Source organism: Streptomyces sp. NH27 (assembly GCF_056859195.1).
This window is the reverse complement of the sequence record NZ_JACEGK010000208.1, coordinates 1-12604: the sequence shown is the minus strand read 5'-3', so window position 1 is coordinate 12604 and position 12604 is coordinate 1. Positions and strand designations below refer to the sequence as shown.

Below are 12604 nucleotides of genomic sequence, written 5' to 3'. Positions count from 1 at the left end.
GGGGTGGGTGTTGTGGTCCTTGGCATCCATCGCGCGCCCGCCCCTCGCCCCTCCATCACCGCCAATGCGCACAATGTAGTCGAGCCGCTACGCCGGCAAAAGGATCTTGGCGTTTTACGGCATCGCCGCCCGCACTGTCCGAACCGGCGAAACCGCGGCCGGCAGTGTTACCTATCGGCGTATGCGGGTGCGCCGGGGCCCGGCCTAACCTCCGGGAGGACCCGGAGCATAACGACCTGGTGCACCAGGTCGTAAGAAGTCCGAAAGGCCAGAAGCGCCGGAAACGACGCCGCGAAGACACGGAAGACGTCGCCACGTTGCCGTAAGAGCGTAAGAGGGAGAGCGCCCGTCATGACCGAAGTGCCGCAGGAGCGCAGGCTCGTCACGGAAGTACCAGGACCGAAGTCGCGGGAGTTGGCGGCCCGGAAGTCGGCCGCGGTGGCCGACGGGGTGGGGGTGACGCTGCCGGTGTTCGTGGCCCGCGCGGGCGGCGGCGTCGTGGAGGACGTGGACGGCAACCGGCTGATCGACTTCGGCTCGGGCATCGCCGTGACGTCGGTCGGCAACAGCGCGGAGGCAGTGGTGCGGCGGGCCTCGGCCCAGCTCGCGGACTTCACCCACACCTGTTTCATGATCACCCCGTACGAGGGCTACGTGGAGGTGTGCGAGGAACTGGCGCGGGTCACCCCGGGCGACCACGCGAAGAAGTCCGCGCTGTTCAACTCCGGCGCCGAGGCGGTGGAGAACGCGGTGAAGATCGCCAGGGCGTACACCAAGCGCCCCGCGGTGGTGGTGTTCGACCACGGCTACCACGGCCGGACCAACCTCACGATGGCGCTGACCGCGAAGAACATGCCGTACAAGGAGGGCTTCGGGCCGTTCGCGCCGGAGGTGTACCGGGTGCCGCTGGCGTACGGGTACCGCTGGCTGACCGGGCCCGAGCACGCGGCGGAGGAGGCCGCGGCGCAGGCGATCGACATGATCACCAAGCAGATCGGCGCCGACCACGTGGCCGCGATCGTGATCGAGCCGATCGCGGGCGAGGGCGGCTTCATCGAGCCCGCGAAGGGCTTCCTGCCGCGGATGGCGAAGTTCGCGAAGGACAACGGCATCGTGTTCGTGGCGGACGAGATCCAGACCGGCTTCTGCCGGACCGGGCAGTGGTTCGCGTGCGAGGACGAGGGTGTGGTGCCGGACCTGATCACCACGGCGAAGGGCATCGCGGGCGGGCTGCCGCTGGCGGCGGTGACCGGCCGCGCGGAGATCATGGACGCGGCGCACTCCGGTGGCCTGGGCGGCACCTACGGCGGCAACCCGGTGGCGTGCGCGGCCGCGCTCGGCGCGATCGAGACGATGCGGGAGCTGGACCTGCCGGCGCGGGCGCGGCGGATCGGCGAGGTGATGACGCCGCGGCTGCGGGCGATGCAGGAGAAGTTCCCGGTGATCGGGGAGGTGCGCGGCCGGGGTGCGATGATCGCGGTCGAGCTGGTGCAGCCGGGCACGAAGGAGCCCAATCCGGCGGTGACCGGCGCCATTGCCAAGGCGTGCCACGCGGCCGGCCTGGTCGTGCTGACGTGCGGCACCTACGGGAACGTGTTGCGCTTCCTGCCGCCCCTGGTCATCGGCGAGGATCTGTTGAACGAGGGCCTGGACATCATCGAGGGGGCCTTCGCCGGCGTGTGAACGTGAGGCGGACCGTGTGGCGGATGCGAACCGTGCGGCACGGGGGACGGGGTCGTGAAGAAGGTGTGCGAGCCTGATGACGGACGGGTGATCGACGACCCTGATGGTCCGCCTGTGACGTACGGTTTCCGAGGAACACCCCGCACGTGGCCGAATCCCAGCGAGGAGGCCGCGGGCGACACCGCGCCGATGAATCCCCATCACCGGCGCAGCAGTGCCCTCGCGCACGAAACAGCCGGGACCGATGGCCCCGGCAATCCTCGCCGATCGGCTGGCCGTTCGTCCCAAACCCCCCGGGACGGACGGTACGGCGATCGCCCTGGCCGCCCCGGAACTCTCCCCCCTGTTCCGGGGCGGCTGACTCCTTTCCGGGCCGCGCTCCGGGCCCCCTTCCGTCCTGCTTCGTGGAACCGGGCCCGGGCGCTCACCTCCCTCCTCGCCGTCTTCGCGCTCGCCGTCACCGCCTTCTGCCTGCTGGCCTGGCAGGTGTCGGGCGGCGGCCGGCTGGTCGCCGATGACTGGCGGCTGCTGCGCGACGTACGGCGCGCGGCCGCCGCGCATCCCGGATACGACGGGCTCGCCCATCTGCTGTGCGACCTCGGCGACATCGGGGTGGCCGTACCGGTGCTGCTGGTCGCGCTGGTGTCGGCCGCCCGTCTGGGGCGCCGGGCGGGGTTGCGGCGCTGGTGGGTGCCGCCGGCCGCGGCGGCGCTGGCGATGTGCCTGCTGCCGGTGGTGGTGGGCGTGGTGAAGTCGGGGGTGGACCGGCCCGCGCCGGGCCAACTGCACGCCGACCCGAGCTACGGCTACTTCCCCTCCGGGCACACCGCGACCTCGTCCATGGCGTTCGGGCTGGCGGCGCTGGTGCTGCTGCCGTTCGTCCGGCGTACGGCGGTGCGTGCGCTGCTGGCCGCAGGCGGGGTGCTGCTGGCGCTGCTGGTGGGCGCGGCGCTGGTGTGGTGCGACTACCACTGGCCGCTGGACGTGCTGGCGAGCTGGTGCCTGGCGGTGGCGCTGCTGTCGGCTGCGGCGGCCGCGCGCCTGGTGCCGGGGGCGGCCGGCCGCGGCGGCAGCAGCGATGAGCCGAAGAGGGACGACGGCGGGAGCGATGTGCCGGGCGGGGACCGCGGCGGGGCCTGAACGGCGCCCGCCGGGTCCGGAGCCGGTCGGGTCAGGAGTTGGTCGGGAAGCCCAGGTTCAGGCCCGCGTGCGGAGGGGTCTCCCCGCCGGAGGCAGGCGAAGGGTCGGGCCACCGCTGGGTGACCGCCTTGCCGCGGGTGAAGAACCGCACCCCGTCCTCGCCGTAGGCGTGCGCGTCGCCGAACAGCGAGGACTTCCACCCGCCGAAGGAGTAGTACGCCACCGGCACCGGGATCGGCACATTGATGCCGACCATGCCCACCTCCACCTCGTGCTGGAAGCGCCGGGCGGCGCCGCCGTCGCAGGTGAACAGCGCGGTGCCGTTCCCGTACGGGTTGGCGTTGATCAGTGCCAGGCCCGCGTCGTAGCTGGGCACGCGGACCACGGAGAGCACCGGGCCGAAGATCTCGTCGTCGTACACCGACATGCCGGGGCGGACGTGGTCGAAGAGGGTCGGGCCGAGCCAGAAGCCGCCGGGGTCGCCGTCGATGGCGTGCTTGCGGCCGTCGGCGGCGAGGACGGCGCCGTCGGCGGTGCCGGCGTCGAGATAGGCGGTGACCTTGTCGCGGTGCGGGCCGGTGACGAGCGGGCCCATCGCGGAGCCGGACGCCGAGCCGGGGCCGACGGTGAGGGTGGCGATGCGCTGCTTGATCCGCGCCACCAGGTCGTCGCCGACCGGGTCGACCGCGACCAGCACGGACACCGCCATGCAGCGCTCGCCCGCCGCGCCGTAACCGGCGTTGACGGCCGCGTCGGCGGCGAGGTCGAGGTCGGCGTCGGGCAGCACCAGCATGTGGTTCTTGGCGCCGCCCAGGGCCTGTACGCGCTTGCCGTGGCGGGTGCCGGAATCGTAGACGTAGCGGGCGACGGGGGTGGAGCCGACGAAGGAGACCGCCTTGATGTCGGGGTGCTCCAACAACCGGTCGACGGCGGCCTTGTCGCCGTGCACGACGTTGAACACCCCGTCGGGCAGGCCCGCCTCGCGCCACAGGGCGGCGAGGAAGTTCGCGGCGGACGGGTCCTTCTCCGACGGCTTGACGACCACGGTGTTGCCCGTGGCGATGGCGAGCGGGAAGAACCACATCGGCACCATGGCCGGGAAGTTGAACGGCGAGATGACCGCGACCGGGCCGAGCGGCTGGCGCAGCGAGTAGACGTCGACACCGGTGGACGCCTGCTCGGTGTAGCTGCCCTTGGCGAGTTGCGGGATGCCGCAGGCGTACTCGACGACTTCGAGGCCACGGGCCACCTCGCCGAGCGCGTCGGAGTGCACCTTGCCGTGCTCGGTGACGATCAGCGCGGCCAGCTCGTCGCGGCGGGCGTGGAGCAGTTCACGGAACGCGAAGAGCACCCCGGTGCGCTTGGCGACGGAGGTGTTCCGCCACTCACGGAAGGCGTCGAGGGCGGCGCCGACCGCCTCGTCCACGACCTCGGGTCCGGCGAAGTCCACCTGTGCGGTGATGCGGCCGGTGGCCGGGTCGTAGACGTCGCCGTGCCGCTCGGCGGTGCCCGTCCAGGCGCGGCCGGCGATCCAGTGGGTGATGTGCGAAGTCGTCACGGGGTGAACCCTTCCGTCGTCGTCTGCCGCCAGTGTCGCCACGGGCGGCGGGGTGCCACAAGCACCCGGGCGGGCGGCCGTGCCGGGTCTATCCCCCGGCGAGCCGGGCGGCCGCCTCGTGCATCGCCAGTTCCAGTACCACCGGGTCGGTGAGGTGCCCGGAGCCGTCCGGGGGGACCAGCCAGCGCACTCCCCCGGTCGGCCGACCGGGGTAGGGCACCACGATCCAGGTGCCGCGCCCGGCGCCCCGTACCCCGGTGCCGAGCCAGCGTGCCGCGGTGCCCGGCGGCACGAAGAAGCCCATCCGGGCGTCGCCGAAGTCGGCGAGCACCGGGCCGGTCCGACCCATCAGCCGGGTCAGCACGTCGAGAGTGGGGTAGCCGATCCTGCCGGGCAGGATCAGCACGTCCCACTGCCGCCCGGCGGGCAGCAGCGCCACCCCGAGCGGGCTGCGCTCCCACTCCCACCTGCATCCCCGCGGGTCGTCCGCAACCGAAGCCAGCCATTCCACCGCGCCCTTCACGCCTGTGTCGGCCATCCTGGGCCCCCTCCGTCTCTCGTGTGACGTGTGTGCCGTCACACGAGAGACAGCGGTGGGGCCGGATCATTACGCGGGTTTCGCTACCCACTGGTAGTGATCCGGCTCACAGCCGAAACGCCGTGGCCCGCGGGCGGGCCGCTCACGAGTCGAAGCCCAGACCGGCCCGGTCCAGGGCCCGCAGCCACAGGTTGCGCCGCCCCGCCGACCGGTCGGCGCGGGCCAGCGACCACTGGGTCAACCCGATCCCGGCGGTGGCCAGCGGCTCGGGCGGGAAGGGCAGCGGGCGCTCGCGGACCATGGTGAGCGCGGTGCGCTCGGTGGACCGCCCGGCCAGCAGGTCGAGCATCACCTCGGCGCCGAACCGCGTGGCGCCGACGCCGAGTCCGGTGTACCCGGCCGCGTACGCGACCCGCCCGCCGTACGCCGTACCGAAGAACGCCGAGAAGCGGGTGCAGGTGTCGATCGCGCCGCCCCAGGCGTGGCTGAACCGCACTCCCTCCAGTTGCGGGAAGCAGGCGAAGAAGTGCCGGGACAGCCGCAGATACGTCTGCGGCCGGTGGTCGTAGCCGGCGCTCATCCGGCCGCCGCGCGGGTAGATCGCGTCGTAACCGCCCCACAGCACACGGCCGTCGGCGGTCAGCCGGAAGTAGTGGAAGCGGTTGGCACTGTCGCCCAGGCCCTGCCGGCCGCGCCAGCCGATGGCGGCGCGCTGGTCGGCGGTGAGGGGTTCGGTGGTCAGGGCGTAGTCGTAGACCGGCACGGTGTAGTGCCGGGTCCGGCGCAGCAGCGAGGGGAACACGCCCGTGCCCAGGGCCACATGGTGGGCGAGCACCCTGCCGTACGGGGTGCGGACGGCGAGCGCGGCGCCGTGCCGGATCAGGGACGTGGCGGGGGTGTGCTCGTAGATCCGCACACCGGCGCGGGCGGCGGCGCGCTTCAGGCCCCAGGCGAGCTTGGCCGGGTGGACCAGGGCGACGCCGCGCCGGTCGTGCAGCCCGGCGCGGAAGGTGGGCGAGTCGACCTCGGCGCGGACCTGGTCGCGGTCGAGGAATTCCAGGTCCAGGCCGTGCCGGACGGCGGTGGCATGGGCCTCGCGCAACTCCTCGACCTGGTGGTCGGCGGTGGCCACGTCGATCTCGCCGGTCCGCTCGAACTCGCAGTCCAGGCCGTAGTGTTCGACCGCGGCCTCGATGGCGTCGAGGTTGCGCCCGCCGAGCGCCTGGAGGGTCGCGAACTCCTCGGGCCAGCGCGCCAGTCCGTTGGCGGCGCCGTGGGTGAGGCTGGCCGCGCAGAAGCCGCCGTTACGGCCGGAGGCGGCCGCGCCGATCCTGCCGCCCTCGACCAGCACCACGTCCCGGTACGGGTCGCGCTCCTTGGCCAGCAGCGCTGTCCACAGCCCGCTGTAGCCGCCGCCGATCACCAGCAGGTCGCAGTGCTCGGCGCCGGCCAGGGCCGGTTCGGCGTCCGGCCGGGCCGGGTCGTCGAGCCAGTACGGCATCGGGCGGGCGGCGGCGAGAGCGCGGGCCGGGTCCATGTCAGCCACGCGCCTTTCTGCGGCCCCCGGCCAACTGCCCGGCCAGCACCAGCAGGACGGCGAGCACGAACATGGCGGTGCCGATCACGTTGACCTGCACCGGGGTGCCGCGCTGCGCCGAGCCCCAGACGAACATCGGGAAGGTGACGCTGTTGCCGGCGTTGAAGCTGGTGATGATGTAGTCGTCGAAGGACAGCGCGAACGACAGCAGCGCGCCGGCCGCGATGCCGGGCGCGGCCAGCGGCAGCGTGACCCGCAGGAAGGTCTGCGTCGGGGTGGCGTAGAGGTCCTGCGCGGCCTGTTCCAACCGCGGGTCCATGCTCATCACTCGGGCCTTGACCGCGGTGACCACGAAGCTCAGGCAGAACATGATGTGCGCGATGAGGATGGTCCAGAAGCCGAACTGGATGCGCATGTTGAGGAAGAGGGTGCCCAGCGAGGCGCCCATCACCACCTCGGGCATCGCCATCGGCAGGAAGATCAGCATGTTGGTGGCGGCCCGGCCGCGGAAGCGGTAGCGGGCCAGTGCGAAGGCGGTCATGGTGCCGAGCACGGTGGCGGCGATGGTGGCGTAGACCGCGATCTTCAGACTGAGGGTGAGCGAGCCGCACATGCCGGCGACGCCGCAGGGGTGCTGCCAGGCGTCGGTGGAGAAGTGGTTCCAGGTGTAGTTGAAGCGGCTCTTGGGCTTGTTGAAGGAGAAGGCGAGCACCACCAGGTTCGGCAGGATGAGGTAGAAGAGGGCGAGGACGCCCGCGATCACCACGAGGTTGGCGCGCAGCCGGCGGATCAGGTGCATCAGACCAGTTCCTCCGTTCCGGCCCGGCGGATGTAGACGGTGACGACGCCGAGGATGACGGCCATCAGGATGAACGACAGGGCTGCCGCCGTCGGGTAGTCGAGCACTCGCAGGAACTGCGACTCGATGACGTTGCCGATCATCTGCTGGTTGGTGGAGCCCAGCAACTCGGCGTTGATGTAGTCGCCGGAGGCCGGGATGAAGGTCAGCAGGGTGCCGGCCACCACGCCGGGCATCGACAGCGGGAAGGTCACCTTGCGGAAGACGGTGAACGGGGTGGCGTACAGGTCGCCGGCCGCTTCGTGCAGCCGGCCGTCGACCCGTTCCAGCGAGGTGTACAGCGGCAGGATCATGAACGGCAGGAAGTTGTAGGTCAGTCCGCACACCACGGCCAGCGGGGTGGCCAGTACCCGGTCGCCCTGGGTGATGCGCAGCCAGGACGTCACGTCCAGGACGTGGATTTCGTTGAGGAAGGACACCACAGGCCCCTGGTCGGCGAGGATCGTCTCCCAGGCGAGGGTGCGGATCAGGAAGCTGGTGAAGAACGGCGCGATCACCAGGATCAGCAGCACGTTGCGCCACCGCCCGGCCCTGAAGGCGATGGTGTACGCCAGCGGGTAGCCGATCACCAGGCACAGCACGGTGGCGATGCCGGCGTAGACCAGGGAGCGCACGAAGTGCGGCCAGTACTCGCTCAGCGCGTCCCAGTAGGTCGCGAAGTGCCAGGTGACCTTGAAGCCGTCCTCCAGGGTGCCGGTCTGCACGGAGGTCGACGCCTGGTAGACCATCGGGGCGACGAAGAAGACCAGCAGCCAGGCCACGCCCGCGAGCAGCAGCAGGTACGGCACCCGGCGGCGGCGGGCGACGGCCCGGCGCAGCGCCTTGGGCGGCCGGGGCGGCGCGGCCGCGGCGGGCGGCGGCAGGGGTTCGGTGGCGGCGGTCATACCGCGGCCCCCTCGGCGGGCTCGGTGCGGTCGGTGCCACCGGCCCGCGCCTCGGTGCCGCCGGTCCTTCCGTCGGGCGCCGCGTCGTCCAGCCCCGCGCCGAGCCCGGCGCCGATGTCCTGTCCCGCGTCGAGGCCGAAGGTGTGCTCGGGGTTCCAGTGCAGGACGACGTGCGCGCCGGGCACCAGCCGGGTGTCGCGCTCCACGTTCGGCACGAAGACCTCGAGGCCGGCGCAGACCGGGCTGTCGACCACGTACTGGGTGGACACGCCGATGAAGCTGGAGTCCACGATCCGGCCGGATATCCGGTTCCGGCCGGCCGGCACGCCGTCCGCGTCGTCGTGGTGGACGAGGGTGATCTTCTCCGGGCGGACCCCGGCCAGCACCCGGTCGCCGCTGGCGGCGTCGGTACGGCAGCGGGCGGCGGGCAGCGCCAGTTCGTGCCCGGCGCGGGTCAGCCGGAGGGTGCCGTCGGCGACGCCGACGACCTCGGCCTCGATCAGGTTGGAGGTGCCGAGGAAGTTCGCGACGAAGGTGGAGGCGGGGTTCTCGTAGAGGTCGGCGGGCGCGCCCATCTGCTCGACCCGGCCGGCGTTCATCACCGCGACCGTGTCGGCCATCGTCATGGCCTCCTCCTGGTCGTGGGTGACGTGGATGAAGGTGATGCCCACCTCGGTCTGGATGCGCTTGAGTTCGAGCTGCATCTGGCGGCGCAGCTTCAGGTCGAGCGCGCCGAGCGGCTCGTCGAGCAGCAGTACCTTCGGCTGGTTGATCAGCGCGCGGGCCACCGCGACGCGTTGTTGCTGGCCGCCGGAGAGCTGGTGCGGCCGGCGCCGGGCCAGCGGGCCGAGCTGCACCAGTTCGAGCATGTCGCCGACCTGCTTCTTCACCGACTTGATGCCGCGCCGGCGCAGCCCGAACGCCACGTTCTCGTAGACGTCGAGGTGCGGGAAGAGCGCGTAGTTCTGGAAGACGGTGTTGACCGGGCGCTTGTACGGCGGCAGGGCGGTGACGTCCTGGCCGCCGAGGTGCACCGCGCCGGTGGTGGGGGTCTCCAGGCCGGCGATCATCCGCAGGGTGGTGGTCTTGCCGCAGCCGGACGCGCCGAGCAGCGCGAAGAACGAGCCGGCCGGCACCGCCAGTTCGAGCGGGTGGACGGCGGTGAAGGCGCCGTAGGACTTGCTGATCCCGGTGAGGCGGACGGCGTCGGCGGACTCTGCTGTGCTCGTGCTGGGGGTCGTCATGGGTGTCCTCGGGGGGTGCGGGAGCAGGCCGGGGTCAGGCGCCGATGAGTTTGGAGAACTTGTCCTCGTACCGCGCGTCCTCGGCGTCGGTGAGCGTGCGGAAGTCGTGGCCCTTGGCGTCCATCGCCGCGTCGGGGAGGATCAGCGGGTTGCTCGCCAGCTTCGGGTCGATCTTCGCCAGGTACGGCTTCACCCCGGCGACCGGACACACGTAGTTGATGTACGCCGAGACCTTGGCGGCGACCGCCGGCTCGTAGTAGTAGTCGATCAGCCGTTCCGCGTTCGTCTTGTGCCGGGCCTTGTCGGGGATCAGCAGGTTGTCGGTGGACGACAGGAAACCCGAGTCGGGGAAGACGTACTCGATGTCGGGGTCGTCCAGGCGCAGTTGGACCAGGTCGCCGGCCCAGGCCAGGCAGGCGGCGATGTCGCCCTTGCTGAGGCCGTCGGTGTAGTCGTTGCCGGTGAACTTCCGGATCTGCTGGCTGTCGACGGCCTTCTGGATACGGGCGACGGCCGCGTCGAAGGTGTCGTCGGTGACCTTCTCGGGCAGTTCGCCCATGTCGAGCAGGGTCATGCCGATGGTGTCGCGCATCTCGGAGAGCATGGCGACCTTGCCCTTGAGCGAGCTGTCGTCGAGGAGTTGGGAGACGGAGCTGATCTTCCGCCCGCCGGTGGCCTTCTTGTTGTAGGCGATGCAGGTGGCAATGCCCTGCCAGGGGTAGGAGTAGGCGCGCCCGGGGTCCCACTCGGGGCTGCGGAAACGCTGTTCCAGGTTGGCGTAGGCGTGCGGCAGGTTCGCGGAGTCGAGCTGCTGGACCCAGCCGAGCCGGATCATCCGGCCGGCCAGCCAGTCGGTGAGCACCATCAGGTCACGGCCGGTGTCCTGGCCGGCGGCGAGCTGCGGCTTGATCTTGCCGAAGAACTCGACGTTGTCGTTGATGTCCTCGGTGTACTTGACCTTGATGCCGGTGCGTTTGGTGAAGGCTTCGAGGGTGGGGTGGTGCTTGCCGTCGTCGGTGACGTCGATGTACTCGGTCCAGTTGGAGAAGTCGACCACCTTCTCCTGCGCCGAGTGATCGGTGGAGACGGTGTCGCCCTTGCGGCCGGCCGCGGGGATGCCGCAGCCGGTGAGGCCGACGGTGGCGACGGCGCCGAGCCCGGCGGCCCGCAGCAGCGAACGGCGGGCGAGCGCGCCGCGTCCGCCGGTCATGCTGCGCACCATGGCGGCGCGCTGGGACGGTGAGAGGGTCTCGAACAGCTCCATGGGTGCCCTTCCGAGGAACCGGCCGGCGGGACCGGGGACTTGAACGGGGTGCACCGGGGTGCACCAGGCGATCGGGGAGATCGGACTCAGCGGGAGCGGGGCCGGGGGCTGCGCACACGATGCGGTGTCAGTCCTTCACGGCGACCGCGGTGGCGCCGTACAGGACGCGCCCCGGGGGTGCGCGTCGAAGGAGGACACGGACAGCCGGTGCGGCGCCCCGGTCCACTCCCCCGGCGCCGCCCGCGCCCACCCCGGAAGCGCCGCCTTCGCCGCCGCCAGGGCGGCTTCCGCGTCGGCGGCTTCCGCGGTCTGGTACGTCCACACGGTCCGGCCCGTGGCCGGGTCCACGACGGAGGACGGCTCGCGGCCGGTCCTTTCGCACGGCTCGCCCGCGACGAACTCGGCCCGGGGGCCGAACCCGTCCCCCGCTGGTCCCTCGTGGCCCATCTCGCCTCCGCACCTGCGTCCACCTGCGTGGCCAAAGCCTGAATTAGTGGCCGATCCTGGCAGAGGAGTAGCCGATCAACAAGGGATTCCGTTGTTTCCTTTTTGTTGTGCGACGAATTCTGTGCCCTGCCCTCGGGGAAGCACCCGGTGCCCGAACCCGGGCCGCACCGACGCCGACCCACCCCGCGGCCGGAAACCGGCGCAAGCCCTACGCGCGTCAACTCCATTGCTGAGATGGTGAGTTGGGTGCGGGGGCCGGCGCAGCATTCGGCCACCCAGGGACAAATGGGGAAGAATCGTGATGGACAAGCGCAAGGTTCCGCCGGGCAAGGACTTCAGCGGCTACGCGGGCATCGTCGGCGGAGTGGGACACCGGCGGAACGCGTGGGACGCCGCTCCGGACAACGGCCTGGCCGGGCGGGAGGCCGACCGCCGTGACCGCTGACGAGGCCGGGCCGCTCCAGGTCCTCACCGCGTTCGGTGCCGAGGTCGTCCAGCACGCAGACCGCACCGTCCTGGACGTCGCCCCCGCCGGGCCCAGCGGCCGGTGGCCCGGATGACCAAGGCCGGCGCACTGCGCAAGCTCGCGGCCTACGAGCTGTTCACCGGACCGGAGCTGACCGCACCCGCGGGACAGCCCTCGGCCAGCGGCACGCTCGACGCCGACGGGAACGCGGTGGGGGTGGTGAATCTCAGCGCGGGCAAGGTCCCCGACGCGGAGATCCATCCGCTCAGCGGCGGGCTGCGGTCGTACGTCTCGGACAACCCCACCAAGTGGCGGGTGGTCCAGCCGGGCCTGCCGTCCCTGACCGGGCAGGCCATGGACCGGGCGACCCGGCTCTGCTTCAACCGGGCGACCGAGATGACCGGGCGGATCGGCCTGGACCTGCCGACTCCGTCCGCGTTCGTGCCGCTGAGCTTCCGCTTCAGCGCACCCGGCTGCGAAGGCTTCACCGTCATCCTGACGTCCCGCACGTCACGGCTGGACGTCACGGTGCACGACCAACGGGTGGACCGGCGGCTCGTGTTGGCCTGCCTGGCGGCGCTGACCCTGATCGTCATGGTCACCCCGCGCAGGGAGAGCACCGAGGTGCTCTCGTACTTCCGGCGCCGCGGCCCCAAGTGACGTCCGGGCGCGGGCGCGGGGCCCGGCGCTCCCCGTCCGCGTCCCGTCCACCTGTCACGGCCTCGACCTGCGACCGGCCGGGCCGGGCCGGGCCGGGCCGGGTGAAGCGTGTGCTCGGGCGTGGACACGGACCAGGGCGAGACGTACCCGTCACTGCACGCGGTGCCGCTCGCCCTGGATGCCGTACGCCCCTGACGGCCGGGACGACGCGGGCCGCACACCTCACGGCCGGCCACCTGGCACCGTGCGCCGCCGGCGGCCCGGCCCTCCCCTTTACGATGAACGCACCCGGCCACACGCCCCGCCCGTTACCAGGAGGAACCC

At 71.7% G+C, this 12604-nt stretch carries 13 protein-coding genes; 5 read left to right on the top strand and 8 right to left on the bottom strand.

What is annotated here, in order from left to right; genetic code table 11:
• Positions 1-351: 351 nt before the first annotated feature.
• Both gabT and AC13HU_RS18360 read left to right on the top strand, forming a co-directional pair.
• Positions 352-1683 (top strand): 4-aminobutyrate--2-oxoglutarate transaminase, encoded by a 1332-nt coding sequence (gene gabT / locus AC13HU_RS18365; protein WP_483042974.1) that lies wholly within the window; start codon positions 352-354, stop codon positions 1681-1683.
• 486 nt (positions 1684-2169) lie between these two features.
• A complete protein-coding gene (locus AC13HU_RS18360; protein ID WP_483042973.1) occupies positions 2170-2823 on the top strand; it encodes a phosphatase PAP2 family protein in 654 nt (217 codons plus the stop codon).
• Positions 2824-2854: 31 nt separating this feature from the next.
• Here the strand turns inward: AC13HU_RS18360 and AC13HU_RS18355 are convergent, their stop codons facing one another.
• The 8 genes from AC13HU_RS18355 to AC13HU_RS18320 form a co-directional block, all read right to left on the bottom strand.
• A complete protein-coding gene (locus AC13HU_RS18355) occupies positions 2855-4381 on the bottom strand; it encodes a CoA-acylating methylmalonate-semialdehyde dehydrogenase (RefSeq protein ID WP_483042972.1) in 1527 nt (508 codons plus the stop codon).
• Between the two features lie 88 nt (positions 4382-4469).
• Entirely contained in the window at positions 4470-4919 is a 450-nt protein-coding gene (locus tag AC13HU_RS18350; protein ID WP_483042971.1) for a hypothetical protein, read from the bottom strand.
• 142 nt (positions 4920-5061) lie between these two features.
• A complete protein-coding gene (locus AC13HU_RS18345; protein ID WP_483042975.1) occupies positions 5062-6456 on the bottom strand; it encodes an NAD(P)/FAD-dependent oxidoreductase in 1395 nt (464 codons plus the stop codon).
• A 1-nt stretch (position 6457) separates the two neighbouring features.
• Complete coding sequence (locus AC13HU_RS18340) at positions 6458-7255, bottom strand: ABC transporter permease (RefSeq protein WP_483042970.1); 798 nt, start codon at positions 7253-7255, stop codon at positions 6458-6460.
• A complete protein-coding gene (locus AC13HU_RS18335) occupies positions 7255-8199 on the bottom strand; it encodes an ABC transporter permease (protein WP_483042969.1) in 945 nt (314 codons plus the stop codon). Before AC13HU_RS18335 ends, AC13HU_RS18340 begins: the two co-directional genes overlap by 1 nt.
• Complete coding sequence (locus AC13HU_RS18330) at positions 8196-9443, bottom strand: ABC transporter ATP-binding protein (RefSeq protein ID WP_483042968.1); 1248 nt, start codon at positions 9441-9443, stop codon at positions 8196-8198. Before AC13HU_RS18330 ends, AC13HU_RS18335 begins: the two co-directional genes overlap by 4 nt.
• A 34-nt stretch (positions 9444-9477) precedes the next feature.
• Positions 9478-10707, bottom strand: coding sequence for a polyamine ABC transporter substrate-binding protein (locus tag AC13HU_RS18325; RefSeq protein WP_483042967.1), 1230 nt, complete (start codon positions 10705-10707; stop codon positions 9478-9480).
• Between the two features lie 135 nt (positions 10708-10842).
• Positions 10843-11154, bottom strand: coding sequence for an aldehyde dehydrogenase family protein (locus tag AC13HU_RS18320; RefSeq protein WP_483042966.1), 312 nt, complete (start codon positions 11152-11154; stop codon positions 10843-10845).
• 301 nt (positions 11155-11455) lie between these two features.
• On the opposite strand from AC13HU_RS18320, the gene AC13HU_RS18315 reads away from it, so the two are divergent.
• From AC13HU_RS18315 to AC13HU_RS18305, 3 genes are read left to right on the top strand one after another with little or no spacing between them, the layout of a single operon-like run.
• Positions 11456-11599 carry a hypothetical protein gene (locus AC13HU_RS18315; RefSeq protein WP_483042965.1) on the top strand — a complete coding sequence of 48 codons (144 nt, stop codon included), beginning with the start codon at positions 11456-11458 and terminating at the stop codon, positions 11597-11599.
• On the top strand, positions 11589-11714 hold the full coding sequence (locus AC13HU_RS18310) for a hypothetical protein (RefSeq protein WP_483042964.1): 126 nt from the start codon (positions 11589-11591) through the stop codon (positions 11712-11714). The genes AC13HU_RS18315 and AC13HU_RS18310 overlap by 11 nt, the downstream gene beginning before the upstream one ends.
• Positions 11711-12280, top strand: coding sequence for a hypothetical protein (locus AC13HU_RS18305; RefSeq protein WP_483042963.1), 570 nt, complete (start codon positions 11711-11713; stop codon positions 12278-12280). The genes AC13HU_RS18310 and AC13HU_RS18305 overlap by 4 nt, the downstream gene beginning before the upstream one ends.
• Positions 12281-12604 lie beyond the last annotated feature (324 nt).

Coding starts and splice junctions, on each gene's coding strand:
- AC13HU_RS18345 (WP_483042975.1), bottom strand. CDS start 6,456: ATGGACCCGGCCCGCGCTCTCGCCGCCGCCCGCCCGATGCCGTACTGG.
- AC13HU_RS18325 (WP_483042967.1), bottom strand. CDS start 10,707: ATGGAGCTGTTCGAGACCCTCTCACCGTCCCAGCGCGCCGCCATGGTG.
- AC13HU_RS18350 (WP_483042971.1), bottom strand. CDS start 4,919: ATGGCCGACACAGGCGTGAAGGGCGCGGTGGAATGGCTGGCTTCGGTT.
- AC13HU_RS18305 (WP_483042963.1), top strand. CDS start 11,711: ATGACCAAGGCCGGCGCACTGCGCAAGCTCGCGGCCTACGAGCTGTTC.
- AC13HU_RS18330 (WP_483042968.1), bottom strand. CDS start 9,443: ATGACGACCCCCAGCACGAGCACAGCAGAGTCCGCCGACGCCGTCCGC.
- AC13HU_RS18340 (WP_483042970.1), bottom strand. CDS start 7,255: ATGCACCTGATCCGCCGGCTGCGCGCCAACCTCGTGGTGATCGCGGGC.
- AC13HU_RS18315 (WP_483042965.1), top strand. CDS start 11,456: ATGGACAAGCGCAAGGTTCCGCCGGGCAAGGACTTCAGCGGCTACGCG.
- AC13HU_RS18335 (WP_483042969.1), bottom strand. CDS start 8,199: ATGACCGCCGCCACCGAACCCCTGCCGCCGCCCGCCGCGGCCGCGCCG.
- gabT (WP_483042974.1), top strand. CDS start 352: ATGACCGAAGTGCCGCAGGAGCGCAGGCTCGTCACGGAAGTACCAGGA.
- AC13HU_RS18320 (WP_483042966.1), bottom strand. CDS start 11,154: ATGGGCCACGAGGGACCAGCGGGGGACGGGTTCGGCCCCCGGGCCGAG.